Origin of the sequence: Avibacterium sp. 20-129 (assembly GCF_026226845.1) — a bacterium.
In the GTDB taxonomy this organism is placed as follows: Bacteria; Pseudomonadota; Gammaproteobacteria; order Enterobacterales; family Pasteurellaceae; genus Avibacterium.
The window spans coordinates 359741-385146 of sequence record NZ_JAKKOE010000001.1 but is presented as its reverse complement, the minus strand read 5'-3'; the positions used below and the strand labels follow the sequence as shown (position 1 = coordinate 385146).

Sequence of the window (25406 nt, the reverse complement as noted above, 5' to 3'; positions counted from 1 at the left end):
TCTCCTATTCATAGCGAGATGGCCAGATCTCCTGCGGAGTTTTACCAATTGCTTTTGCAATGATTTGCTCGCCTTTGGGGTATTTCCGTTCCAATGCATTATTTAATGTTCTCGGATGTAAGCCAGCTTCGACTGATAATTTTGCTAACGTGGTTCCTGCTTTTCTTACCGAAGCCACAATATCGGCTCGGTGCATATCTTGATCTTTGTTGCTCGTTGTCATTATGTGTTATCCTTATGATTAAGAATTATTCTTTGGAAACTTTGGAAACTATACTCTTAATTTTTCAGAAACTCAATAGTTTCTAAAAGATTTTTATGAGATTTTATTGCTATTAGTAAATTACCTTTAAAAATCAAATAGTTAAAGAATAATTATTTTTTTAGAAACTGAGTTTCTGAAAGGTTGAATTATGAGAAACTTTAAAGAATGGTTTTCAGCTAATGAACTAACCGAGTTCGAAGGGCTTCCAAACAGCCCTCAGGGGATTAATAAGAAAGCAAGAACGCAGCAATGGAAAAAAAGGAATAAAGATGGCGTACAAGGAGGAGCGGTTGAATATCACTATTCATCACTACCTGAAAGCGTTCAGTTAGCACTGGGTTTTGAATTAAATAGAAATCTTTCTGAAACTGCACCACCAACGCCAGCTATTACAGCGGCTCAAAGTGCAGACAGCCTTGAGCTTGTACCGTTCTATGACGTACAGGCCTCAGCGGGCTTTACTGCGATTAGTGAGGGGGCTTATGCGCCAGATGACTATATTGGATTAAGCAAGCGTTGGCTTAATTTGAGAGGGTTTTATCTGAATAAATTAGCCTTTATTACGGCTTCAGGTGATTCAATGTATCCGACCATATCTGATGGGGATATGCTTTTAATCAATCTTGCATCAAAACAGCCTAAAGACGGTAAGATCTATGTATTACGTTCAGGCGAGCAAATTTGGGTTAAGCGAGTGCAGGGGATTATTAACGGTATTAGGCTGATTAGTGATAACAAAGCGATTTATAGCCCTGTTGATGTGATTTTTGATGATTCGTTAGATTTCGAGGTTATCGGGCAGGTGGTTTATATCGGACACGATTTAATTTAAACGCTATTTAAAGCCTTTTAAATCTATAAGGCTTGTTTCGTTGTTTTAATGATTTATTTTGCTATTTCAGCAAAATTTTTCGCAATTCATTTTTTCTTCTTTTCTTTGGGGAAAATAAAGGGGCATTCGTCACGAAGCCCCTGTTTTCAATGATTCACGTCCCGCTTGTTCCCGTTTTTTCCCGCCAATTCCCTATATTTCTTTATTTCTTTGTTTTATTGATTCTATACACGGGTGGAAATTTACGTATCAGATAAATTGCTATTCTTTCAATCAGGCTGCCTGAAAACTTAAAAAATAGGTTTTTCAGGCAGCCTGTTTGCCTTTATCCATAGCCCTTTATAGCCGTTTACACCTCAAGCTTTCTGCCCGTCAGCCACGCCACCATGGCAGGGTCGCGGTGTGAGAAAAAGGCAGAGGTTTGGGTGTCAATGGCGGTGATGGCAAGCATATCTTCTTGGCTTAGGGCAAAGTCAAAAATATTGCGGTTTTCTTGCATACGTTCTTGACGCACGGTTTTGGCAAGCGAGACGATTTCACGCTGATACAGCCAGCGAAGCACCACTTGTCCGACCGTTTTGCCGTATTTTTCGCCGATTTGCGTGAGTACAGGGTAGGTAAATAAGCCGTTTTTGCCTTCTGCAAAAGGTGCCCACGCTTCGGAAATCACGCCGTTCGTTTGCAGCCAAGGCACATCATGCAGCCGCTGGTGAAACGGATTGACCTCAATTTGATTAACCATCGGGGCAATGCGGTTAAACGCCATCAAATCTGCCACGCGGTCGGGGTGGAAGTTGCTCAAGCCAATGGCTTTGATTTTGCCTGCTTCATACAGCTCTTCCATCGCCCGCCACGCCCCATACACATCGCCATAAGGCTGATGAATCAAATACAAATCCACATAGTCAAGCTGCAAGCGGTTTAAAGAACGCTCAAATTGGGCTTTTGCACCCTCATAGCTTGCATCTTGCAGCCAAAGTTTGGTGGTGATGAAGAGTTCATCTCTTGCGATACCGCTTTGTTTAATGGCGTTGCCGACTTCGCGTTCGTTTTGGTAGCTGGCAGCGGTGTCTATCAGGCGGTAGCCCGATTCAATGGCACTGAGTATCGCTTGTTCGCATTCTTTGGCATCATTCATTTGGAAAACACCAAAGCCGATTTTGGGCATAGATACGCCGTTTTTTAAGGTTAAAGTGTGCATCATGGTTTCCTTTTTTGTTTAATATCAATAATCAATGGGTTCATTATAGCGCTTGCAAAAGGCTGTGATTAGCCCATCATTTCCGATATACTTTATCGAAAAATACGCATAATTAATTTTATTGCCGTTTAATTTTCAAATAATCCACGGATAAAAAATGGAAAGTCTTGACCGCCTACATTTGTTCACTGCCATTATTGACGCGGGCAGTTTCACCAAAGCGGCTGCCCAGCTTGGTATTGCCCAGTCGACCCTAAGTTACAGCCTAAAACAGCTAGAAACCTCGCTTGGCGTGCGGCTTGTGCAGCGTAACACGAGAAGCCTAGCCCTCACCGAAGCAGGGCAGCGGCTATACGATGAGCTAAAACCACTGCTGCGTGCCGTACAAAACAGCACCGAACTGGTGCAGGAATTTGCCCATGAACCGCAAAGCCGTATTCGGCTGACGGGGTCGCCACTCGTTTTTCGTTATCTTTTGCAAAAACCGCTTGCCGCGTTTCGCCGTGCCTATCCCAACGTCTGCCTTGAGCTGCACAGCGATGTACGCTTTACCGACATCATTCACGAACGCTTTGATGCAGGTATCCGCTTGGGGGGATTTTTGGCGAAAGACATGATTGCAAGGCGAATCAGTCCTGATTTAACCATGACGGTGGCGGCAAGCCCAAGCTATCTTGAGCGCCACGGCGCGCCCCAAACTGTAGACGAACTGCACAGCCACAGCTGCCTGCTTTACCGCCTGCCAAGCCTTGATAACCTGATGGCTTGGGAATTTTGCGATAAAAATGGCCGCACTTTTTCCATCACCCCAAGCCATAGCCCATTGATTACCAATGATTTTGACCTGCTTTTTGCCGCAGCTAAAGCAGGCGAAGGGCTGATTTGGCTGCCTGAATTTGTCTTAAAACAAGAAAGTCCACAAGGTGAGCTGGTCGCCGTCCTCAAAGATTATGCGGTGTGCTATGAAGGCTTTCATCTATATTACCCAAGTCGTAGAGAAAGCCCAGTTTTTAATGCACTGGTGCAGATGCTTGTGGCGGCGGAATGCGGTTTAATGAGGTTTTGATAAGCAGTTATTATTTTACAGATAAAATGAGCTAGATATTTCTTATCACATTAAAGCACTTATTTTCTAATTTTAAAATGAGAAAAAATTGAAGGAAAAGTAATGACAGATATTAAAAAACCTAATGTTTTTATTTCTAAAATAGAAGGCTTGCTGAGTAAAAATCTAAATCTGCCTGATTATCAACGCCCGTACAAATGGGAAACTCGCCATGTGCGGCAATTATTAAATGATTTATTGAATCATTTTAAACAAAATCAGCGGTATCGGATTGGTACGGTGGTTTTGCATCAACAAAATGATGGAGAAAATAATATTGTGGACGGACAACAACGCTTAACCACACTGACGCTATTATTGAATAATTTGGAATTAGGGAAAGAAAAATTATGCTTATTAAATCAGGAATACCCACATACCATTAGCCAAAAAAATCTAAGGCAAAATTATCAATTTATTAAAGATTTCTTAAAAGAAAATACGGATATTAAGCAAGACCAAGACAAGTTTAAAAAATATATTTTATCCACCTGCGAAATGGTTTGTGTAGAATTGGATAATTTAGACGAAGCTTTTCAATTTTTTGATTCGCAAAATGCACGCGGAAAAGCCCTAGAAACTTACGATTTGCTCAAAGCCTACCATCTGCGGGCAATGCAAGGGAAACCAGCCTCCAGCATTCATCAATGCGTTTCAGCGTGGGAAGAGGCGGCACTTGCAGATAAAGACGCACCTAATTTACACAAAATTATCAATCAAATGCTTTTCAGACTGCGCGTGTGGCAAATGGGGTAAAGCGGTGAACATTTTACCAGCGATGAATTATCGGTTTTCAAAGGGGTTTCAGAAACGGCTTCATATCCTTATATTCAGGCGGCATTGGCCTCTCAAGCATTAGCAAAATTTACCTCTGCCAATCCTTTTTGGTTTCGGGAACAATTTACTCAGCCCAGCTTTCAAGCCAAGCAAACCATTATTGATGGCGAGTGTTTTTTTCAGTATATAGAACATTATCGCAAAATATACAATCAATTATTTAATAAAGAAACGGGTTTATTATGCAAAATCACGCAGGTGAATGGTGTTGATTTAGATAAAAATTTAATTGATTTTTTAGACAATCATCACGGTGCTTATCGTACGGGCGACCGTTATTTACGCAGTTTATTTGAGTGTTTGGTATTGGCTTATTTTGATAAATTTGGCAAAGAGAAATTGAATGCTTTTGTCAATAAAGCGTTTATTTGGATCTATCGGATACGCATTGAATCAGGACGCGTTACTTTTGCCACTATCGATAATGAAGTAACGGCGAGAAATAGCCTCTTTACCCATTTAGAATATAGCCATACACCAGAAAATGTTATGCAATTTAGCAATCTGGCTATTAAAAATATTAAATTTGAAAATGTTGATAAAAAAATTCAACAAATTTTTAACATTCCAAATAAAGAAGAAGCAAAATGAGACAAGAAAACACACAAATTAAATCACTTACGGTTGAAAAATTATTGCGTGAAGATGATTATATTATCCCCATTTATCAACGCAATTATGCTTGGGGCGATACTGAAATAGAAGCATTATTGACTGATTTGGTTAACGCCTATAAACGAGATGTGAAGAATTATTATATTGGCAGTTTGGTGGTTTATCGCCGAGATGATGGCAAATTTGAAGTGATTGATGGGCAGCAGCGTTTGACCACTTTCACCTTAATCAAAGCATTTTTCTTGCAAAAAAATCTAGCTGATACTTTATCCGCTGGACGCAATCTTTCATTTGAATATCGTGAGGAATCCGATAATGCATTAGATAATTTACAGCAGCCTGAAAAGCTGCCTTGGAATTTTAAAGACGCGATGCAATCCATTCAACGGCATTGGGATGCATTGGTTAAAGATATTGATTTACAAGATTTTATTAATTTTATTTTGAATAATGTGAAAATTATCCGCACGGAAGTTCCGCCAAAAACGGATTTAAATCATTATTTTGAAATAATGAATACGCGAGGCGAACAGCTTGAAAAACACGAAATTTTAAAAGCACGGCTGATGAGCCGCTTAGCTGAGTTATCTAAAGATGATGCCAATACCGTAGGTTTTCAGGCAGCCTTTGCCAAAATTTGGGACGCGTGTTCGGATATGAACCGCTATGTGGTGATGGGCTTTAAACCTGAAATTAGGAAACAAATTTTTGGTAAGAATTGGCAACAAATTCCCTCTCAACGTTTTGACGAGATTGCAAAAGATTTTGAGAAGAATAAAAACAATGATGATAAACAAACTTCCTCTCAAAATTCTGAAAACCAAGATAGTAATGAAAAATTTACTATGAGAAATATTATTGATGATGAAGTAAAAATTGCCACAGAAGAAAATGAAGAAGGAAACGGAGGAGGAGATGAAAACTCGGAACGATTTAATTCCGTGATTGATTTTCCTAACTTTTTGCTGCACGTTTTGCGTATTTATCACGAAAATAATCAAATTAATTTAGGACAAGTGAAGAAAATTGCATTAGATGACAAAACATTGTTAGACAGTTTTCAAAAGAAAGATTTTGAACTTGAGGATATTAAAAAATTTGCCTATCTTTTGCTAAAATGTCGTTATCTATTTGATAGCTATGTGATTAAATCGGACAGCACCAAAGAAGAAGAGGGGAATTGGTCATTATTAAAAATCCAACCGCAAACCAATAAAACAAGTAGCTATCAATATAATAACAGTTTTGGCGATACAGAAGAACAAAGAAAGACGGTTATGCTGCTATCTATGTTTCATATTTCGTATCCATCACGAATTTATAAAAACTGGCTGTATGCGGTGTTGCGTTGGCTGTATCAGCAGGAGAATATTACTTCTAATCAATATATTTCATTTTTAGAAAATTTAAGCGACAAATATTATTTTGGTCATTATGGAAAAGGCAGTGATTTTTTTGATTTAATTACTAAAAATGATGATGTTATCAGTGCCGTTGCCATTCCAGAAGATGCTGAAATATTAAATTCTGGGACAAATGTGCCGAATTTTATTTTTAACCGCTTGGATTATTTATTGTGGAAAAACAAAAAGGGGCAATACCAAAATTTCACCTTTACCTTCCGCAGTTCAGTGGAGCATTTTTATCCGCAAACGCCACAAAATGGTGAACCTTTAAGCGATGAGGTCTTGCATTCTTTTGGAAATTTGTGTTTGATTTCATCAAGTATGAATTCTAAATTTTCTAACAATATGCCCGAAGCAAAGATTGCTAATTTTGGGACAAATCAAAATCTGAGTTTAAAATTATCTGTGATGATGGATAAAAAAGCATGGGACGAAGAAACGTGGAATGAGACGGCAATCAAGCGTCATGGAAAAAAGATGATTGAACTATTAAATACAAAGCATTCTGAATAGAAACCGTGTCGTAATGGCTTTCAGTAAATATGCAAGGCATTCCCCTATACTCATCGTTTACCGGCATCACGCCTATTAACAAAGGCTGGTCGGAAGATAAAAAATACCATATTAAAATGAAAGACGGCAGCGATCTTCTCTTACGGCTTTCAGGTAGCCAATACCACAAAGAAAAAGCGGCGGAATTTGCCCTTGCCGAGCGTATGTATGCCGCCGATATTCCTATGGCACGCCCGATAGCTTTTGGTGTATGCACGGACGGCGAAAACGTGTATCAGCTTTTGAGTGGTGCCAAGGCGAAGAAGCCAAAGAAATCTTGCCATCAATGCCCATTGACCAGCAATATCACTTTGGCGAAAAAGCAGGTGAAATCCTGCGGCAAATGCTCAGTATTGAAGCCCACGCACTCTCAAATAAATGGGCAGAAATTTATGGGCAAAAAGTGCAGCATTATTTGGCAAATTATCGCAAGTTCGGTGCAAAACTTTTTGGTGAAACATTGCTGCTTGATTATTTAGACCGCCATCAAACTTTGCTTAACAATCGCCCAATGCACCTTTTGCACGGCAATTATCAGACCGACAATATGGTGATTTTTGAAAATCGCTTAAGCATTCTTGGCTTTCAGGGCAGCGGTTTGGTGGATTCGTATTACACGCTCACGGGGGCAATGGTGAGTGCCGAAACCAGTCCCGCTTTTGCCACAGGGCAGCTGCATCGCTATTTTGGGGCGAAGATTCCGCAGGATTTTTGGGCGTTAAATGCCTTTTATCTGGCAGCCGAAAGCCTTAATGCCTTTACCGTTGCAGTGGCTTTGGGCGAGGAGGAAGTTGCCTTTTGTCAGCAAATGAGCCAAAAAATGCTCTCGTGGTTTGATGATTTTAGAAGGCTTGAGCCTGATTGGTTTTTGGAATTTTAGATGAGGTATTAATAAAAGGCAGCCTGAAAGGTAAAGATCGTTTTCAGCAATCTTTTAATTAGTAAAGTGCGGTCATTATTTTGTTTATTTTTTACTGATAGATGAATAGGTTAGCTAGATTTTATGCAATTAAAAATGGGATTTTTGAGCTAGCTCACAAAATTGATGCCTTTCGCAAGATCTTTATCGCATTCTACTTTATGATTCACAATGTTTTATCGTGATGTAAAGGAGAATGCGAAATGAATAATCATCTTCAACAACATATTTCAGAGAGAATTCGGCAATCACTTCCTGAGTTAAGTCATCCATCTTTGGCTTTAGATCTTTGGAATATCCTTGCAGAACAGCATTTTCAAGGCTTTCTCCCGTATTTTACGGTTAATCATTTATGTGAAAAATATCACCTGACCGCTAAACAATTGACATTAGTCTTACTGCCTATTAGTGCGTGTTATGCAAATCCAACGATTTCTCATTTTAGCGTTGGGGCTGTTGTAATGGGGGAAAGTGGCAATCTCTATTTCGGTGCAAATCAAGAGTTTTGCACCACGCATATTCAGCAAACTATTCACGCAGAGCAAAGTGCCATTTCCCACGCTTGGATGCGAGGAGAGCGAAAATTAACGGATGTAACAGTAAACTATACGCCGTGCGGACATTGTCGCCAGTTTATGAATGAATTAAACAGTGCTGAAACGTTGCATATTCACTTGCCTCATAGCCAAAATAATTTGCTGCATCACTATTTGCCTGATTCTTTTGGTCCAAAAGATTTGGCTATTTCTTGTCGATTGTTTGATGAACATCATAATGGTTTAAGTTATAGCACAGAAGATCCTGTTATTTTGGCCGCTTTAAATGCCGCTAACCAAGCTCACGCCCCTTATTCGCAAAGCTATTCGGGGATTGCGATTCAGTTGCAAGATCATCAAATTTTCTGTGGAAGTTATGCTGAAAATGCCGCATTTAACCCTGCATTACCGGCAACGCAAGTGGCATTGAATTATTTGTTATTAAGTGGCGCAGAAACAGAAACGATCCAACGGGTTGTGATGGTGGAACAACCTCTCAATCTTTCTTATCGCAAAATGGCGGAAGAATTATTGGCTTATTTAGCTGATGTGCCGTTGGAGTATGTGGTTTTATAGTAATTTTAGTTTTACTAGGCTATGTTTATGTTTTAGCCAGAAAGGAATATTTATTTTACGATAAAAGTGCGGTTAACATTTTAATAGCCACTCAAACTTTAAAAGTTTTTACCGCACTTTTGTACTCAATTACAATTCTTCTGAAGAATAATATCCCCCCATTGCACTATAAACCGCATTTTCACTTTGAATAAGATTATATTTAGCGTTCAAAATAGAAAGCTCAGAATTACGCTCGGTGCTGGCGGCGTTTAGCCATTCTCTTAATTCAGAAATGCCTGCATCATAGCGATTTTTATAATATTGCGTGATGCGCTTATTGTAATCATAAGTTTGTTTTAAGTTCGCAAAGTTTTGACGTGCTTGGCTGTAAGCAAAATAATTAGTATCAATATCGTTTAATGCTTTTGTAATACTTTGTTCAAAATTCACTAATGCTAAATCATAGGCTGATTCTGAAATTTTTACGTTCCATTTCACAACATTCCAGTTCAAGAATGGCAAGCTAATTCCGACCGTCCCACCTGCAATTGGTGTATTGAATGCATTATCAATTTTGTTGCCACTAGAACCTAAGCTACCGCCTAAAGTAATGCTTGGGAACCAGCTTTTTTGCATTGCTTTAGCGTCTTTGAACGCACTGTTCAAGCGGTATTGATAGCCTTTTACGTCTGGACGATTTGCAATCGCTGAGAGGGGAACATTCAGGTTTACGCCCACATTCTTCACGTTAAGAATATGTGGATAGTTCACTTTTAATGGATCGCTTGGTTTTAAATTCAATAAGTTACGCAATGTTGCTTCCGCTGTTTTCTTTTGCGTTTGATAATTGATTAAGCTATTACGCGCTGTTAAAACCGCCTGTTGTGCTTGATCTGAACTTGCACGATCGGCAACCCCTTGGCGGAATTTATTTTGCATAATACGATTAATTTCAGAATAGTAATTAATGGTTTTATTCACGGTGCTGATGGCATCATTTAAGTAACCAAGCTGATAATAGGTTAAGATGACGGAATTGATTAATGAAATACGTGCCGCCTCAAGATCTTGCTCTGTCGCAGCGTGTCGCCATTCTGCTGCAGAAGCCGAATCAGCTAAACGACGCCATAAATCTAGCGTATAGCTGACGTTTAATGCCCCACCATGACTAATTACAGAAGCGCCACCATCATGAATATTTTTACTTGCAGAAGAAGAAACAGAACCGCTGAAATTCGGGACTAAATTCGCCCCAATTAAATTTGCATTATAAAGTGCGGTATTTACCGCAATGGCTGCTTTGGCTAAATCTTTATTATTGACCAGTGCTTGTTCAACCAGTTGATTGAGTTGCGGATCTTTGTACAGTGTCCACCAATTCTCTTGGATATGGTATTGTTTGGTTAATTCTTCATATTGTTGGAAATCTTGTTGTGAAGCGTTGTAAGAATCATCAAGATTCGCACAGCCAGCTAACAACACAGACAAGCTAATAGCAAGTGAGAGTTTGGATTGTTTTAACATCATTTTTTCCTTATTAAATAAATTCGTAATAAAATGTTAAGCAAATAAAGTGCGGTGTTATTTTACCGAGTTTTTATTTGCCTGATTGTTGAAATTTTATCAAAAAACTATTCCTGAGCTAAAGCGGTAATTGGATTTAATTGCGAAGCATTTTTCGCCGGCATATAACCAAAAATTACACCAATTAAGCTTGAACAGAGTAGGGCAGCAATAATTGAGAAGGTGGAAAAAATCATCGTAAAGTCTTTCACCAACCAATTAAATACGGTACCTAATACCATTGATAGTATGACACCCGTAATGCCACCAATTAAACAAATTAATACCGCTTCAATTAAAAATTGTTGCAAGATGTTAAATTGTCTTGCGCCAATTGCCATTCGCACACCAATTTCTTTGGTGCGTTCGGTAACTGAAACCAGCATAATATTCATCACCCCAATGCCACCCACTATAAGGGAAATAATGGCAATGGAAGAAATCAGCAATTTCATTGTATTCGTGGTACTTTCAATGGTTTGCTTAATCGTATCGGTATTGAAGACAAAAAAATCTTTTTTACCATGACGCACAGTTAATAAGCGAGTGAGATCTTTTTCCGCCACTTTTGAGCTAACTTCATCACGAATTTTCACCGTAATTGAACTAATTTTGGGATTACCAGAAATTTTATTCATCGCTGTGGTGTAAGGGATATAAATATTCAAGCTTGAGCTGTTCATTCCCATATTATTGCTAACTGCTACACCAATAACGCGCAATGGTTTTTTATTAATCATTAAAATTTTGCCCAGTGGATCTTGATTATTGAATACTTCGCGTAACGTATTTTCATCAATGACAGCCACTTGTTCGCTGTGTTTTACTGCGTCAGCCGTAAAAAATGTCCCTTCCGCTTTGCTTAACCCTCGCACATTAAAATATTGCTCTCCCACACCACGTATTTGGGCGGTAAAACTTTGATTACCATAAGTTAAGGTGCCATTCACGGAACTGTTTGGTGTTACACTGGCGATATAACTTTGTTTAGCTAGCATATTCGCATCAGCCACAGTGAGATTTTGATTTTTCGTCGCGCGCCGATCGCCAAAGCCCGTTCCGTTATAAATATCCATAGTATTTGTCCCCATTGCATTGATATTACTGAGGATTTTTTGTTGTGAACCGTTCCCTAAGGCGACCACACAAACCACCGAAGTAATGCCAATAATAATCCCTAACATAGTGAGTAAGGAACGTAGTTTATGTGCTACAATGGCTTTAATAGACATTTTGAAAGATTCAATAAACTGATCTTTATAAAATTGTAATCGGCTTTTATTGCTTTGCGGTGCGATGTCTTGCTTTTGGCTAATTTGCTCCGATTTGCGTCGATCTTCAATAATTTTGCCATCTTTGATCTCAATAATGCGATTTGCAAAATTTGCCACGTTTTTATCGTGTGTTACCAAAATAATGGTGTGACCTTCGCTGTGTAGTTGGGTGAGAATATCCATCACCGTTTCGCCACTTTTGCTGTCTAATGCGCCAGTGGGTTCATCAGCCAGAATAATTTCTCCCCCGTTCATCAAGGCACGAGCAATACTCACACGTTGTTGTTGACCACCCGAAAGCTGATTTGGCTTGTTTTCTAAGCGATCACCCAATCCTAATTTTTCTAATAAGAGCTTGGCTCGTTGTAGGCGAGTAGGTTGATCAATACCTGCATAAATCGCAGGAAGCGCCACATTTTCCACCGCACTTAATGTTGAAAGTAGGTTATAGCGCTGAAAAATAAAGCCGAATTTTTTCTGGCGTAAATCAGAAAGTTGATCACGATTTAGCTGGCTTACTTCTAACCCCTCTACTTTATAAGAACCTGATGTTGCGGTATCCAGACAGCCAATAATGTTCATTAAGGTGGATTTGCCAGAACCTGATTGCCCAATAATGGCAATAAAATCCCCTTTTTTAATATCCAAATTAATATCTTTCAACACCTGCGTGCGGTTTTCACCTTCACCAAAAAATTTGTTAATGTGGCTTAATTCAATAATATTCATAAAAAAACCACCGCACTTTATAAAATTCGAGGGCCACGGAATGAATTACCTACTTTTTCATCGCGGGTTACTTGTGAGGAAATCACTTTTTCGCCTTCTGATAAGCCACTTAGAATTTGCGTATTCATATCATCACTTAACCCTGTAACAACTTTGCGTTTTTCTACTTTATTATTATCTATTAATAGATTAACAAAGGTTTCTTTTCCTTCTTTGTGTAACGTAATTGTCGGAATAAGCAAGGTATTTTGTTCATCGGCAATGATGATCGTATTTTGTGTGGTCATTCCAATGCGTAGCTGGTTATCAGGATTATCTACCAATACATTCGCGTAGTAATAAACAGCGCTGGTATCTGACGCACTTTCTTTATATTCATTATCCGTGAGCGTGGTGATGGCAGGATCAACAGAATGAATGGTGGATTGATACACTTTATCTGGATCGGAAAGGGTAGTGAACTCCACTTTCATTCCAGCTTTTACTTTTGTAATATCCCCTTCAGAAATTTCGGGTTTAATTAAAATTTTAGTTAAATCAGCAACTTGAACAATAGTTGGGGTGGTTTGATTCGCATTGACTGTTTGACCTTCAGAGACCGGAATGGAAATGACTGTGCCATCAAGAGGTGAAAGAATTTTTGTGTATGCCAAGTTTGTTTTAGCCGTATCCACCTGAATTTCAGCACGTTGAATGGAGGCTTCCACTTCAGAAATTGCCGCCTTAGTGGCAGATAAATTATTCTTTGCCGCATTCAGTTCATCTAAGGAGGTTGATTTACTTGCATATAATTTCGCAAGACGATCATAGGCCGATTTGGCCACATTGTAAGCCACTTGCTTGGCGTTAAGTTGAGCTTGATAAGCCTTTAATTCCGCTTGTGCTGAATTTAACGCATTCACTTGATTTTTTGAGTCAATTTCTGCGATTAAATCGCCTTGCTTGATGTGCTGTCCTAGTACAACGTGAATTTTTTCAATTTTACCTGAGGCTTGCGCACCGACTTCTACACGATTATAGGCTCGTACCGTGCCAGCAGTAATGACAGATTTTTTTATCTCACCACGATGAACCTGTTCGGTTAAATAGGTGGTTTCTTGTTGATTAGAATGAGTGAAATAACTATAAGCACCAAATACCATTAGCCCAATGGCAAGCAGGGAAAAAATCGTTTTTTTACGCATAAAAACTCCGAGAAAAATAACAACGGTTTTATTTGATGATTATAGTAGAAAATCTTTCTTAAGAAGATCTTAAGAACAATCAATTTACACTGAATGAACGTTCGTTCATTTTTAGGGCGTGAATTGTATCATTTATGCAAGGAAAATCAACCGCACTTTTGAATTCTGCCTGTAAACATAGTAGAATGGACGGCAATTTTTTTACAAAAATCGAGAATATTTTGAGGTCAAAATGAGCCATATTACAGAGAACGAACATCAACCTACCAATTTTATTCGTCATATTATTGATGAAGATTTGGAAGCAGGAAAAGTAAACCACGTTTATACCCGTTTCCCACCGGAACCAAATGGCTATTTACATATTGGTCACGCAAAATCTATCTGTTTAAATTTTGGTATTGCAGAAGATTACAAAGGTTTGTGTAACCTGCGTTTTGACGATACCAACCCGGTTAAAGAAGATGTGGAATATGTGGATTCGATTAAACAGGATGTAGAATGGCTTGGCTTTCACTGGGAAGGTAAAGCACGTTATGCCTCCGATTATTTTGATGCGCTTTATGGTTATGCCATTGAACTGATCGAAAAGGGGCTTGCTTACGTTGATGAACTTTCACCAGAGCAAATGCGTGAATATCGTGGCACACTGACCGAACCGGGTAAGAACAGTCCTTATCGTGATCGTAGCGTGGAAGAAAATTTAGCGTTATTTGAGAAAATGAAAAATGGCGAATTTGCTGAAGGAAAAGCCAGTTTGCGAGCTAAAATTGATATGGCATCGCCATTTATGGTAATGCGTGATCCCGTGTTATATCGCATTAAATTTGCTGAGCATCACAACACTGGAAATAAATGGTGCATTTACCCAATGTATGACTTCACTCATTGTATTTCAGATGCGATTGAAGGCATTACGCATTCATTATGTACATTGGAATTCCAAGATAACCGCCGTTTATACGATTGGGTGCTTGAGCATATTTCTATTAAACGCCCATTGCCACATCAATATGAATTTTCTCGTTTAAATTTAGAATACACGCTGACATCTAAACGTAAATTATTAAAATTAGTAGAAGATGAAGTGGTTGATGGTTGGAACGATCCGCGTATGCCAACTATTTCAGGTTTACGTCGCCGTGGCTACACTCCTGCTTCAATCCGTGAATTTTGCCGTCGTATTGGGGTAACTAAGCAAGATAACGTGGTAGAATTTAGTGCGTTAGAATCTTGTATTCGTGATGATCTCAACCAAAATGCGCCGCGTGCAATGGCAGTGATTAATCCATTAAAACTTGTCATTGAGAACTTTGACGGGCAAGAAATGCTTTCAGCGCCAAATCACCCAAATCGTGAAGAATTAGGCCATCGCCACCTGCCATTTACCAAAGAAATTTATATTGATCAAGCGGATTTCCGTGAAGAAGCAAATAAACAATATAAACGTTTAGTATTAGGCAAAGAAGTGCGTTTGCGTAATGCTTATGTGATTAAGGCTGAGCGTGTAGAAAAAGATGCGGAAGGTAATATCACTACCGTGTATTGTACTTATGATCCTGAAACTTTAGGCAAAAATCCAGCCGATGGACGTAAAGTAAAAGGCGTAATTCACTGGGTTTCTGCCACCGACAATGTACCAGCTGAATTTCGTTTATATGACAAATTATTCACCGTGCCAAACCCAAGTGCAGCGGAAGAACTTTATGAAGTGCTAAATCCAAATTCTTTGGTGGTAAAACACGGTTTTGTGGAAAAAAGTTTAGCTAACGCAAAAGAAGAAAAAGCGTATCAATTTGAGCGTGAAGGCTATTTCTGTGCTGATAGCAAAGATAGCCACCCTGAACACCTGATTTTCAACTTAACCGTAAGTTTGAAAGAAGGGTTCTAGTTTTTCCTTGAAAAAAATAAGTGCGGTAGAAATTTGAGCAGAATTTCTACCGTTTTTTTATGGTAGATTTTTTTATTAAGGGATGAGCCTAACTTAGCAGTCTCTTTATAAAGGAATTTAAGAGGATTCTGTTTTTTACAAAATTTACATTATTCTTATCGAGATAAAAATGAATAGGAAGTAAAAAGGAGTAACAAGTAGATAAGGCTAGTAGCTTTAGATGATCATCAAAATAAACATTGATGACAGCTCTCTTAATTTTAATAAATCATTATCTTTGAGGGAATCAAATTTGGTGGAGCTGGGGGAAATCAAATTGAATTCTAACTAATTGATTTTATTTAATTTGTTTGTTTTTAAAATTTAAAATAGGGAACAATGAGGGAACAATAAAAACGTCATTATTTACCTATTTTAGGTGTTTTTTATGATTGTAAAATAGTCTTTCGGGTTCGCCTTAGCTGCGGAGGATTCTAAATAGTGATTAAATAAAAGTCAATTTAAACGAATTTAAACGCATATACATAAGCAAGAAAGAAAAAATAAAATTTTTAAAAAATTTTTTATGAAAAAAAGTATCACTTTTTTCACTTTTTTCATAATTTATTGAATTTAAAGAAAAAGTTTAAGTGATGTTTTGAATATTTCAGTGATAACAGTGAACTTTTATCACTGATTTTCACTGAAGACTGTTTAATATATAAACAAAAAGGCGGTTTTTTAACCGCCTTTTTTATCCTGTTTTTTGTTAGTTTTCCCATTGCCGTTTTAGCTCATCAATTGGAAATTTTAAGTAAATGTTGGTTGTTTGGTTGCCGTCTAATATTCCTTCTAAAAACGTTTCTTTGTTGCCATTGGTTCTTAGGGCTTCAAGGAAAATATTCATAAAGCCACGTCGCTTAATTGGTCGGTCTATTCCCATCATTCGACAATATTCAAGATAGGTTGAATAAAGGGCAAGAAAAGGATTTTTATTTGAAAGTGAAATCCCTGGGCGCAATCCCCCTTTTTTATTTCTCATTTCAAAAAATGATGCAAAGTGTACAAGGTGATCATTTTCCATTTTTATTTGCAAAGCTTCTTTGCTATCCCGTTGAGCAATTAATAATTCTTTGGCTTCTTGTGGATTGTGTTTAAATGTATCAATTAATAGCGTGATAATATTCGGAATTTCTTGCTTGATTTTATCTGTTAAATTGTCATCTTTCATATTTTCCGGTACTTTATCCGCAAAATGAAAAAGCACGCGCCTGCGTGATATTCCGCCGTTATGTTCGGTAAAAATAATTGGTTCATTGCCTGTAATTAAAAAAACAGCACGAATATAATCATCAAATCCTTCCTTGTATTTAGGTTCAAAACCTAATTTATCTTCGCCGGTTAATCCTTTTATAACAGCGCCATCTGTGGCTATTTTTCCTTGATCTGGGGCGTAGATAAATATTTTGTCTAATAACTTTGTTCTGGCTGAAGGCTTTTCTAAATCTTTCAAATAAACGCTTGCGGCATTATGTTCACCCACTAGAAAAAGGGCAATTTTATTAAATACACTTTTACCACTGCCACCAACGCCGGTTACTTCTAGAAATAATTGCCATTGATAGCAGTTGCTTAAGATCATATAAAGAGCGGCTAAAAGCGTTTTTCTTCTAACTGGGTTGTTTTGGCTTGTCCAATCTAGCCATTTGTTGAAATTTGGCGTGCTGTGTTTTTCAAGTGAATAATCTAAATCAATTGCCGCACGTAAAAAATAATCTTTATTATGCGGTAAAAAATCCCCTGTTTTTCGATTAATTATACCATTATTAAAGGCAATAAAATCTAGGTTAGGTTTACCTATTTTTTCTAAATGCTTTTCGATTGTTTTTCTTAATCGTTCAACTTCAGAAATATTAAAGGAATAATGAAAAGACTTAAAAAATTCCATTGCAATAAAATCTAAATCATCTTCACTTAAAATTTCCCAGTAACGCCCATTATAAAAATAATTAGTTTGGTATAATTTATCACGCATAATGATTTTTTTATTCCATTCACAGAATTTTAAATAACGGTCATAATCTTTCAGCCCTTTAAATAACTTTTGTTCATCTTGGTGATTTTTATTGCTTTTCATCTTTATTATCCTTATTTAAGAATGGCTTATTTAAAAACTATTTCTTATTAAAATAAGCAATAATTTCACCGGCTTTATACAGTTTTCTTTGTCGTTTTGTATGCGTTATTCGATTAATAGACGGCGGAAAATCTTCGGTTTTAAGTAAGTGTTGTGTAACATAGCCATAACTAAAGCCAGTATATCTAGCGATATGTTTCGGCGTCCATAAGGCACTGGGATTCATATCAAGCCCTACGTGCTTTTTGGTTTTTTCCGCTTCCAATATTTCGATTCGTTGTTTTAATTGTTCAACGGTTTGATTTAATTGAGCAATATTTGCATTTACGTTCATCATAATTTATAACCTTTTTTGCGTTAATCACCGCCTTAAATGAATAAGACGGTGTGAATAAATTAAGCGGGTAATTGTGCCGTTTTGTTCCGTTTTGGCATTGTTTTATTTGCTTGCCTTCCAAGGGTTAAGCGATTGGCGGCTTTTTCCGTTGGAATATGTGCGGCTAAATAAACAACCAATAAAGGCAATTTTGTGTACGTCATTATTTCCCCCTTGCCTTGCGTCTTGCCAGCTTTTGGCGTTGTAGGCGCTTTCTGCGGGCTTTTTGCTGGTTGCGTTGGGTTTCTTTTAATTGTTGCAATCGTGCCGCCTGTTTTTGGGCTAGTGTTTCGGCATATTCTGGCAACATTAGCGCCATTTCTTCCGTATTATTGGCGAAAAACTCAATAAGCGTGCCATCTGGTAAGGTGATGCGTTTAGTGATCATCGTTGCCCCCTTGCTCTAATAAGAACGTGCTGAACTGGTCGAACTCCCGTTCTAAATTGTCATTCAGTAACTGGGCGATAATCATCAAATCAAAATGAATGCCTTGTTTGGCGTAAACCACTTCATCATCTTTTGAAGCACAATAATCTTGAAAATTGCGATCCATCACTTCAAAAAGTGAATTGTTTAAGTTAATTAAATTTGATAAGGCTTCAATTTTTCGCTCTAGCGTGGTTTCTTCGCTTGGGCGTGGGCGATAGTGGCGCATTAGGTTGTTAATACGTTGAATATTCTTATTGGACATCTTTCCCCCCTTTTAATTGTGCTACTGCCATTTCTAAGGCTTCTAAGGTTTGACGGGCGTTGTTGGTTAGGGTTGAGGCATTCCATAGCATCGCACTCACAATTTCATTGCTTACGGTGAAATGACTGTTTTCAGCTAAGTCAATTTCTAAATAAGCAATAACGCCTTCAAGCTGGATTAAATGCTGGCTTAGTTCATCGTGTAAATTCAGGATATTACGCATAGCGCCCCCCCCTTAATACGTGCAAAACAAATCGCATCTTGTGGGCTTAAGTTTAAGAATTGGCGGGCTTGTGCCTCGCTTTGGGCATAGGTTGAAACGTGTAGGCGTGTGCCTAGCAATAAGAATTTATAGATCATTGCTGATAGCTCCATATGTTGAATGATTTGGGCTATCGCTTCACTTTCCACGGATTGGCGATAGCTTGTAACGGGGTGGAAAACTGCGACATATGGAACGCAGCCAACCGCAAAGGGTTGCCCGCTACAAGCTACCATAGATGAATACGCCTTAAACTGGCGTTTTTTAGATATGCTTGAGCAACGAATAAAAAAAGCACGATGTAACGGCGTGCTATTATTCGCCATATGTATATTCAGCTTTCCACGGCTGGCTTTCGATTTTGCGAAAGCGTGGAAAGTGTAAGCTGTTTGGGTTGAGGCTGTCAAGGTTAGATTACGCATTTTTCACCCCCTTAATACGTGCAAAACAAATCGCATCTTGTGGGCTTAAGTTTAAGAATTGGCGGGCTTGCGCCTCGCTTTGGGCATAGGTTGAAACGTGTAGGCGTGTGCCTAGCAATTGGAATTTATAGATCATTGCTGATAGTCCTTTTCTAAATTGTTCAAGGGCTATCGCTAAACTTGTCACGGATTGGCGATAGCGTGTAGCAGGGTGACAAACTGGATAGAAAAGGGAATCCAGCCAGCCTAAAGGCTGCCCACTACACGCCATCATAGAGAGAATTACCGCTGGGCGGTTTTCTTTGGGTGTGTGAAATCTACGAACAAAAAAAGCACGGGTTGGCGTGCTGTTCGCCTCTTCTATATTCAGCTTGTCACGGCTGGCTTTCGATTTTGCGAAAGCGTGGAAAGTGTAAGCTGTTTGGGTTGAGGCTGTCAAGGTTAGATTACGCATTTTTCACCCCCAAAATCACAAAAAATGGAGCAACTTGTGCGGTGGCTTGCTCGATACTGTCGGCATTTATGCGTACGGTATAGCGTGGGAAAGAGGAAAGATGTTTTTTGGTATTGCGTAAGTCTGAACGGCTTACGGCTTTGAATAGATAGATCATTGCTGTAACTCCACTGAATAAATGTTTAGAAGTTACCGCTAAAGTTTCCAGGCTTGGGCGGTAACGTGTTACGGGCTGGAAAACTGCGATCAGTGGAACACAGCAAAGGGCGAAACCTTTCCCATAACACGCCACCATAGAGAGAAATGCCGTTGTGCAAATTTGCATAACGCTTTCTTTGGGTGTGTTTGTGCTACGCATAAAAAAACACGCATTAATAGGCGTGTTACTATACGCCACTGATATATCGTTCGAGTTTCCAGGCTCGGCTTTCGATTTTTCGAAAGCGTTTTCAATATAATGCAATCTAAATAAAGGTGCAAGCTTTTTTTTCTGTTTTTGGGTTGTGTTGTTTTGTGATTGAAGTAAACTATAACTGTTCATATTGATGCGTCCTTCGGTGTTCATTTTAGCAACTTTCATAACATAGGCATTGATGTGAACAACATTCATCAGAATTAAGCCTTTTCCCCGTGCATAACCTGCACGGGGTTATTTTTTGAAAGTGCGGTTTAATTTGCGAAAGTTTTTTGCTCTTGTGTGTTTAGCCAATGTTCAATATCGGCAATTTTCCAACGGCTTAAACGTCCAAATTTGATTGGTGTTGGAAAATCACTTGAGCGAATCAGGGAATAAATTCCACTGCGTGAGATGCCTAATTTTTCGGCAACCTCACGGGCGCTTAAATAGATTTGATTACCTTGCATAACTGCCCCTTTGATTGTGAATGGTGTTGTTTTTTGTGTTTTCTGCTGTTTTGGCTGTTCACCTGTGTTTTCGGGGTTAGCTTAGCGAGATAAAGGAAAGGGGAAAATCGAACAAAAAAAAGAGAATCGAACGGCAAAAATTACACTTTTCGATTATTTTATAAACCTTGTTCGATTATTAGTTGAGCTATTTAGCGTTTAAAATAACGTGGATTTCAGATTTTCGATTTCCGCGATTATTTGGAAAGGATAACTTGAGTTCTTTTTTAGCTTTATCTAGGTAATAACGTATTGAATGAAAATCGGCATTCTCTTTTAAATTATAGCGTGCTTTCATTTCAGCAATTACGGCGTTAATTATCTGATAACCGCCGCATTCTGGGTTTGCTTCTGCGGTGCGCTTGATTGCGTTAAAAATTGCTTTATTGTAAAAATCTTTCTTGTTTTTGATTTTCTCTTCTGTTCCATTATTCGCGTTTTCGTTCGATTTATTTTTAATCAATTCAGCCGCATTAAATTCTGCAGCTGGCTGATTTTTCCCTAGCTCGCTATTTATTGCGGAAAAAATGCCCGTTAATTGGGCGGGGTCATCAAGATAAAAGCGCAGATCTGCCATTGCTAAGGTATGTTCTACGGTTGGATCTGAAAAGGCAAGGTATAAAAATTCAGGGTGATGTGTGATAACGTTATCATTATAGGTCCACTCCACGCCCTCAAATAGCTCATAAAAGCTATATTCAGGCAAAAGCAAGGTATTTTCATCACTGAAAGCTAGAGCCTCTTCCGTAAGCGAAAAAGGGGGAACATAAAGCAAACCGTGCAACGCGGTAATTTGTGGCTTGCCGTCAATCTGTTGTAGGCTAAGTTCTGTTCGCTCTGCTTTTAGCTGTATAGCTTCTTTTTGCTTTAAGGTGGTGAGAATGGTTTGCTTGGTAATTTCTTCAAATCCCCATATTGGCGGGGCTTTTAGTTGAAAATGTTCAGTTGGGTATGTGTTGCTGCCTAAAAGTAAAGGCTGTGTGCCACGTTGATAATTAGCATTGAATAAGATTGCAATTTCGCTATGCTGTGCAAGTGTTGCTAAAATATTTTTTGCGCTAAGTTCGGCGTTGAACTGCTGTTTTATAAAACGCTGCAACGCATTCAAACTAAACCATTGTTTAGTATAAATTGGGAATTCATTCATCATTAAGCCTTAAAAGAGCGCCACAAGAGGCAAAGGAAAAAATAGACGCTATTTTAAGCAAAAAAGACTTCGCTATTTTTGCTCAAAATACCGCCGTTATTCTAAGAAAGGTTAAGTTGTTTTTGCAAGCGTTTTACAAGTGTTTTCACGCCGCAATTAGGGTTTAATTCATTTGCACGCGTTAAGACGGCAAGGGCGTTTTCTGGATCAGTATCTTGGCTTAATATGCCAATTTCTTTATAGAGCCTTGCGCGACTTTGGTCGGGCATATCCTGCTCATCGGTCATTTGTGCAATGCGCTTTAGATGTGCCAATAAGTAGGGGCGTTGTTCGTTTTTAGCAATCTTGGCTTTATCAGCAAATTCTTCTGCTAGTAATGTGCTTAAAGTGCGGTTGAAATTTTCTGGTAAGCGTAAATCGTGGAATAGCGCATAATCAGCAATTTTTAGCGCAAGTTGGTATTCTTCGCAATCAATCGCCCATACAAGGCAAGTCATTAATACATTGTCTTGCTTGCCTGTGCCTGCGGATAATGCCCCTTCAATCCACGGCAAATAGTTCGGCAAAATCTCTTTTTTATAGACTGCCTTGCGTTCATTCGATTGAATTAATTTTAAGTCTTTTTTGTGGCGTGCCAATATGCGCAGCATTTTTTCATAGCCGCTTAATTTCTTCGATTCTTCGGGGTTTTGAACCGCACTTTCTTCAAGTGCGGTCATTTTTAACACGTGGGCTTGTGTTGGGCGCATTGGTTATTTATCCTTAAATTCGATATTTTCCAATAAGGCAACACAATCATAATTTTCCACAACAAAAGCATCATTGCTTGAAAGATAATCTTCAACGCGATCACGTTGGGCATTTTCTACAATGGTGCGGCGCATTGCCCCTTCTTGGAAATAAATGGAAAGATTATCTAAGCGGGTGATAAGGATTGTTCCCGCTGGCACTGATGGCACGCGGATAGCTGGCAAGCCGCCTACACGTTTTTGACTGATAATTAAATCATTGGCTAGCTGTTCTGTGCCTTTGTCGCTGTTATTGTTGATAAGTGAGAAGTATTTATCTGCTAATAAATCACGCCCCATAATTGCCACTAATTGCGGATCTTCGTGAAACCAAGGTTCTAAAATATCCGTTACGGCTGAAAAAACAAGCGCATCAAGATTTTGATAATGTTGCCCTTTACCAATATAAATCTTGCCGCTGTCTTCTTCGACTTCTTTCATATGGCGTTTAGGGGCTTGGGTGCGGATTTTTTCTAGCCAACCAATGCCCACATCTTGCAATAATGGATAAGTTGCGCGGTTTGATGTTGATGCGCGGCTTGTGCCATTAAAGCCAATCATAATACGATCAAGCGCTATGCGGTGTTGCTTCACTTCGGCAATGCGTGCCGCAAAATCTGGGAATTTCGCCCATTGATCTAATTGCCCATAAGTTAAGTGTGAATCATAGTTAATTTGTTGGCAATGATAAGTAATGTTATCAATGTTAGCGATACTTTGCGTTTCGCGGTTTGTTGTGCTGGTGTCTGTGGTGCTAGCTAAGGTACTTGCCGCGCCTAATCCTAGGCGTTCGCCTTGCTGTTCTGCAACTGGAACAATATTGATCATTTGCAAAAATGATGAAGATTCCTGCGCTTTGGTTTCTAGGGTTTGTTGTAGGCTTGGCGATACGGAAAACTTTTTATCAGTATCGGATACGGTTAAGCCGTTTGCCATTGCAACCGCTTCGCGGTATGCGTTAAATTTGTTGCGGGTTTCGTTTCTCATTGTTAATTTCCTTGTATTAAAAACTGAATTTATCGGAATTCGGAATGCCTTCACCTGCTACGCGTGGGCGAGGCTTATAATTGGGTGCCGGTTGATTTTCCAGCTGCTTAAACTGGGCTTCTATATAAGCTACGGTTTCACGCATTGCGGCATTTTCTGCGCGCATTTGCTGAATTTCAGCCAGTAGGCTATTAAAGTGTTGAATACCTAGTTCAGGCTGCGGATCTGGTACTTCTTGCCATTGGGCGGAAAATTCGATCGCTTCTGTGATAAGGTTTTGCGGATCTGATTTGCGTGCGGCGTATAAATTCGCATTGTGATGTTTCGCAGCAAATTCTAAGTAATCCGTGCCTAGGCTTGCGGGATTATCGGTTACCGCTAAACCAACTAAATAGGCTTCGCCTGTATCGGCAAAACTTGGATTTACTTCGATTGAAGTAAAATTCTTTTGTTTTGCTTTGGTGTAAGCGATTAATTCATCTGTTGGGGCAATTTGCGCAAGCAAATATAAATCGTTGCCTTTTTTCTCTGTTTTCAGGGCTAACACGTCGCCCATATTGCGAAAATCGCTATTCGGGTGTAAACCTTTGATATGTTCAATGCTAATGCGTGCTTGATAGGTTTTAGGGTTATAATTTTTTGCCATCTGTTCGATCCATTCAGGGCTGATTTTTCGCCCGTCTGTGGTTGCGCCAGCTTTGGCAACTCTGAAAAATTGTGATTGTTTAGCCATTTTGCTTAAATCTCATTTTAGTTAATCAAAAGAATGTCGGAACATTCGTTCTTGGGGTTAATATCCACTTTTTAAGGCTTCGCGCATTTGCTTAGCTTTAATTGGTGAAATATCAGGAATCTGATCTAATTGCGCTGCATTTATCTGATATGCTGCAATCGTTGGATCTTTCTGGTTAAGATATTTAACGCCGCTTTCTTCAAGTTTTTGCATAAATTGCGAAAGTAAAAAATCCATTGGGTCAATCGTTTTGCGCAAGATGTTTTCACGTTGGCGCAAGTCGTTCTTAAATGTGATTGATTGGCTAATCGCTAACAACGCATTAGCCAATGGCTGGCATATTTGCGCAATAATTTCATCAAAAATTTGTTCGCCACGGGCTTCTAATAAGGAAGAATAGGCATTAATTAGATGTTGTTTCTTCTCTGCTAGATCCAAAAGCAACATTTGCTTATTGTGTTGTAATTGCTGAATAAATTGAGCAATGCCAGCCCGTTTACTTTGCGCTTCTTGGGCTTTTTTATAAGCCTTGATAAATTCTTCAGAATTGGGCTTTTCGCCGCTCTGCTGTTCTGCATTGGATAATTCGGCAATTTCAACATCTAGGGCTTGAATAATTTTTTCTTGTCGTTCAATTTCTTTTTCTAAATTCTCAAGCTGGTATAATCCCGCTGAAAAATCTGCATTTGCTTGTTGAAATTCGTCAATTTTGATTTGCATTGCTATTGATTCCCTTTGCTTCTGCTGTTGTCTATTTGCTGATTCATCCATTCTTTTACTTCGCTTTCTAGCCATACCACGCGCCGACCGCCTAAATTTATCTTTTGCGGAAATGTATTTGCGTTCATCCGCTTGTAAATGCTACTGCGTGGCAATCCTGTTAGTGCTATCACGTCTTCGCATTTTAAAAATCGTTCACTTGCCATTTTTAACTCATTTTCTTGTTTCCCTATGTTTCGGGGCGTTTCTGTCTATGCCCTGTATGTTACAAGTAAGACCAAAAAAGGCTATTTATTCAGATTGTGGGTCGCTATTTCACAAAATATGCCATTTAACGAT

Annotated in this window: 28 protein-coding genes and 1 pseudogene; 8 read left to right on the top strand and 21 right to left on the bottom strand. The window is 38.8% G+C overall.

Annotation, left to right across the window (positions count from 1 at the left end; translation table 11 throughout):
• Window positions 1-4: 4 nt before the first annotated feature.
• The gene (locus L5B90_RS01730) at window positions 5-223 is read right to left on the bottom strand and encodes a helix-turn-helix domain-containing protein (RefSeq protein ID WP_265761972.1); all 219 of its coding nucleotides are present in this window, start codon (window positions 221-223) and stop codon (window positions 5-7) included.
• A 190-nt stretch (window positions 224-413) separates the two neighbouring features.
• Here L5B90_RS01730 and L5B90_RS01725 point away from each other — a divergent pair, with 190 nt between their 5' ends.
• Window positions 414-1097, top strand: coding sequence for a helix-turn-helix domain-containing protein (locus L5B90_RS01725; RefSeq protein ID WP_265761971.1), 684 nt, complete (start codon window positions 414-416; stop codon window positions 1095-1097).
• Between the two features lie 349 nt (window positions 1098-1446).
• Here L5B90_RS01725 and L5B90_RS01720 read toward each other — a convergent pair whose 3' ends face one another.
• The gene (locus L5B90_RS01720) at window positions 1447-2301 is read right to left on the bottom strand and encodes an aldo/keto reductase (protein ID WP_442778756.1); all 855 of its coding nucleotides are present in this window, start codon (window positions 2299-2301) and stop codon (window positions 1447-1449) included.
• A 154-nt stretch (window positions 2302-2455) separates the two neighbouring features.
• On the opposite strand from L5B90_RS01720, the gene L5B90_RS01715 reads away from it, so the two are divergent.
• The 6 genes and pseudogenes from L5B90_RS01715 to cdd all read left to right on the top strand — a co-directional run bounded on the left by L5B90_RS01715 (window position 2456) and on the right by cdd (window position 8844).
• A complete protein-coding gene (locus L5B90_RS01715) occupies window positions 2456-3364 on the top strand; it encodes a LysR family transcriptional regulator (RefSeq protein ID WP_265761970.1) in 909 nt (302 codons plus the stop codon).
• 102 nt (window positions 3365-3466) lie between these two features.
• Window positions 3467-4159, top strand: a complete 693-nt coding sequence (locus L5B90_RS01710) for a DUF262 domain-containing protein (RefSeq protein WP_265761969.1) — start codon at window positions 3467-3469, stop codon at window positions 4157-4159.
• A 15-nt stretch (window positions 4160-4174) separates the two neighbouring features.
• Window positions 4175-4831: pseudogene (locus L5B90_RS01705) on the top strand (DUF7834 domain-containing protein); the annotation flags it as partial.
• Window positions 4828-6774, top strand: a complete 1947-nt coding sequence (locus tag L5B90_RS01700; protein ID WP_250364502.1) for a DUF262 domain-containing protein — start codon at window positions 4828-4830, stop codon at window positions 6772-6774. The pseudogene L5B90_RS01705 and the gene L5B90_RS01700, both read left to right, overlap by 4 nt.
• Window positions 6775-6934: 160 nt before the next feature.
• A complete protein-coding gene (locus tag L5B90_RS01695; RefSeq protein WP_326938237.1) occupies window positions 6935-7693 on the top strand; it encodes a phosphotransferase in 759 nt (252 codons plus the stop codon).
• 242 nt (window positions 7694-7935) lie between these two features.
• Window positions 7936-8844 carry a cytidine deaminase gene (cdd, locus tag L5B90_RS01690; RefSeq protein ID WP_265761967.1) on the top strand — a complete coding sequence of 303 codons (909 nt, stop codon included), beginning with the start codon at window positions 7936-7938 and terminating at the stop codon, window positions 8842-8844.
• Window positions 8845-8973: 129 nt separating this feature from the next.
• Here cdd and tdeA read toward each other — a convergent pair whose 3' ends face one another.
• The 3 genes from tdeA to L5B90_RS01675 all read right to left on the bottom strand — a co-directional run bounded on the left by tdeA (window position 8974) and on the right by L5B90_RS01675 (window position 13576).
• A complete protein-coding gene (gene tdeA / locus L5B90_RS01685; RefSeq protein WP_265762534.1) occupies window positions 8974-10350 on the bottom strand; it encodes a toxin/drug exporter TdeA in 1377 nt (458 codons plus the stop codon).
• 107 nt (window positions 10351-10457) lie between these two features.
• Complete coding sequence (locus L5B90_RS01680; protein WP_265761966.1) at window positions 10458-12392, bottom strand: MacB family efflux pump subunit; 1935 nt, start codon at window positions 12390-12392, stop codon at window positions 10458-10460.
• 17 nt (window positions 12393-12409) lie between these two features.
• Window positions 12410-13576 (bottom strand): efflux RND transporter periplasmic adaptor subunit, encoded by a 1167-nt coding sequence (locus tag L5B90_RS01675; RefSeq protein ID WP_265761965.1) that lies wholly within the window; start codon window positions 13574-13576, stop codon window positions 12410-12412.
• Window positions 13577-13808: 232 nt separating this feature from the next.
• Here L5B90_RS01675 and glnS point away from each other — a divergent pair, with 232 nt between their 5' ends.
• Entirely contained in the window at window positions 13809-15467 is a 1659-nt protein-coding gene (gene glnS, locus L5B90_RS01670; RefSeq protein ID WP_250364507.1) for a glutamine--tRNA ligase, read from the top strand.
• Window positions 15468-16215: 748 nt separating this feature from the next.
• Here glnS and L5B90_RS01665 read toward each other — a convergent pair.
• The 16 genes from L5B90_RS01665 to L5B90_RS01590 all read right to left on the bottom strand — a co-directional run bounded on the left by L5B90_RS01665 (window position 16216) and on the right by L5B90_RS01590 (window position 25273).
• On the bottom strand, window positions 16216-17583 hold the full coding sequence (locus L5B90_RS01665; RefSeq protein ID WP_265761964.1) for a DNA primase family protein: 1368 nt from the start codon (window positions 17581-17583) through the stop codon (window positions 16216-16218).
• Between the two features lie 37 nt (window positions 17584-17620).
• Window positions 17621-17920, bottom strand: coding sequence for a hypothetical protein (locus L5B90_RS01660; protein ID WP_265761963.1), 300 nt, complete (start codon window positions 17918-17920; stop codon window positions 17621-17623).
• Window positions 17921-17979: 59 nt separating this feature from the next.
• Window positions 17980-18123, bottom strand: a complete 144-nt coding sequence (locus L5B90_RS01655) for a hypothetical protein (protein WP_265761961.1) — start codon at window positions 18121-18123, stop codon at window positions 17980-17982.
• Window positions 18123-18347 carry a hypothetical protein gene (locus L5B90_RS01650; RefSeq protein ID WP_265761960.1) on the bottom strand — a complete coding sequence of 75 codons (225 nt, stop codon included), beginning with the start codon at window positions 18345-18347 and terminating at the stop codon, window positions 18123-18125. The genes L5B90_RS01655 and L5B90_RS01650 overlap by 1 nt, the downstream gene beginning before the upstream one ends.
• Window positions 18337-18651, bottom strand: a complete 315-nt coding sequence (locus L5B90_RS01645; protein ID WP_265761959.1) for a hypothetical protein — start codon at window positions 18649-18651, stop codon at window positions 18337-18339. Before L5B90_RS01645 ends, L5B90_RS01650 begins: the two co-directional genes overlap by 11 nt.
• Window positions 18641-18874: a hypothetical protein gene (locus L5B90_RS01640; protein ID WP_265761958.1), complete on the bottom strand. Its 234-nt coding sequence runs from the start codon at window positions 18872-18874 to the stop codon at window positions 18641-18643. The genes L5B90_RS01645 and L5B90_RS01640 overlap by 11 nt, the downstream gene beginning before the upstream one ends.
• On the bottom strand, window positions 18859-19335 hold the full coding sequence (locus L5B90_RS01635) for an ash family protein (protein WP_265761957.1): 477 nt from the start codon (window positions 19333-19335) through the stop codon (window positions 18859-18861). The genes L5B90_RS01640 and L5B90_RS01635 overlap by 16 nt, the downstream gene beginning before the upstream one ends.
• Window positions 19328-19789: an ash family protein gene (locus tag L5B90_RS01630; RefSeq protein ID WP_265761956.1), complete on the bottom strand. Its 462-nt coding sequence runs from the start codon at window positions 19787-19789 to the stop codon at window positions 19328-19330. The genes L5B90_RS01635 and L5B90_RS01630 overlap by 8 nt, the downstream gene beginning before the upstream one ends.
• A complete protein-coding gene (locus tag L5B90_RS01625; RefSeq protein WP_265762533.1) occupies window positions 19782-20330 on the bottom strand; it encodes an ash family protein in 549 nt (182 codons plus the stop codon). Before L5B90_RS01625 ends, L5B90_RS01630 begins: the two co-directional genes overlap by 8 nt.
• 128 nt (window positions 20331-20458) lie before the next feature.
• Window positions 20459-20653: a helix-turn-helix transcriptional regulator gene (locus L5B90_RS01620; protein ID WP_265761955.1), complete on the bottom strand. Its 195-nt coding sequence runs from the start codon at window positions 20651-20653 to the stop codon at window positions 20459-20461.
• A gap of 187 nt (window positions 20654-20840) precedes the next feature.
• Window positions 20841-21842 (bottom strand): hypothetical protein, encoded by a 1002-nt coding sequence (locus L5B90_RS01615; protein WP_265761954.1) that lies wholly within the window; start codon window positions 21840-21842, stop codon window positions 20841-20843.
• A gap of 98 nt (window positions 21843-21940) precedes the next feature.
• On the bottom strand, window positions 21941-22588 hold the full coding sequence (gpM, locus tag L5B90_RS01610) for a phage terminase small subunit (RefSeq protein ID WP_265761953.1): 648 nt from the start codon (window positions 22586-22588) through the stop codon (window positions 21941-21943).
• Window positions 22589-22591: 3 nt separating this feature from the next.
• The gene (locus tag L5B90_RS01605; protein ID WP_265761952.1) at window positions 22592-23614 is read right to left on the bottom strand and encodes a phage major capsid protein, P2 family; all 1023 of its coding nucleotides are present in this window, start codon (window positions 23612-23614) and stop codon (window positions 22592-22594) included.
• Window positions 23615-23630: 16 nt separating this feature from the next.
• Window positions 23631-24347, bottom strand: coding sequence for a GPO family capsid scaffolding protein (locus L5B90_RS01600; protein WP_265761951.1), 717 nt, complete (start codon window positions 24345-24347; stop codon window positions 23631-23633).
• A 57-nt stretch (window positions 24348-24404) separates the two neighbouring features.
• Window positions 24405-25067 (bottom strand): hypothetical protein, encoded by a 663-nt coding sequence (locus L5B90_RS01595; protein WP_265761950.1) that lies wholly within the window; start codon window positions 25065-25067, stop codon window positions 24405-24407.
• Between the two features lie 2 nt (window positions 25068-25069).
• The gene (locus L5B90_RS01590) at window positions 25070-25273 is read right to left on the bottom strand and encodes a helix-turn-helix transcriptional regulator (RefSeq protein ID WP_265761949.1); all 204 of its coding nucleotides are present in this window, start codon (window positions 25271-25273) and stop codon (window positions 25070-25072) included.
• Window positions 25274-25406: the final 133 nt, after the last annotated feature.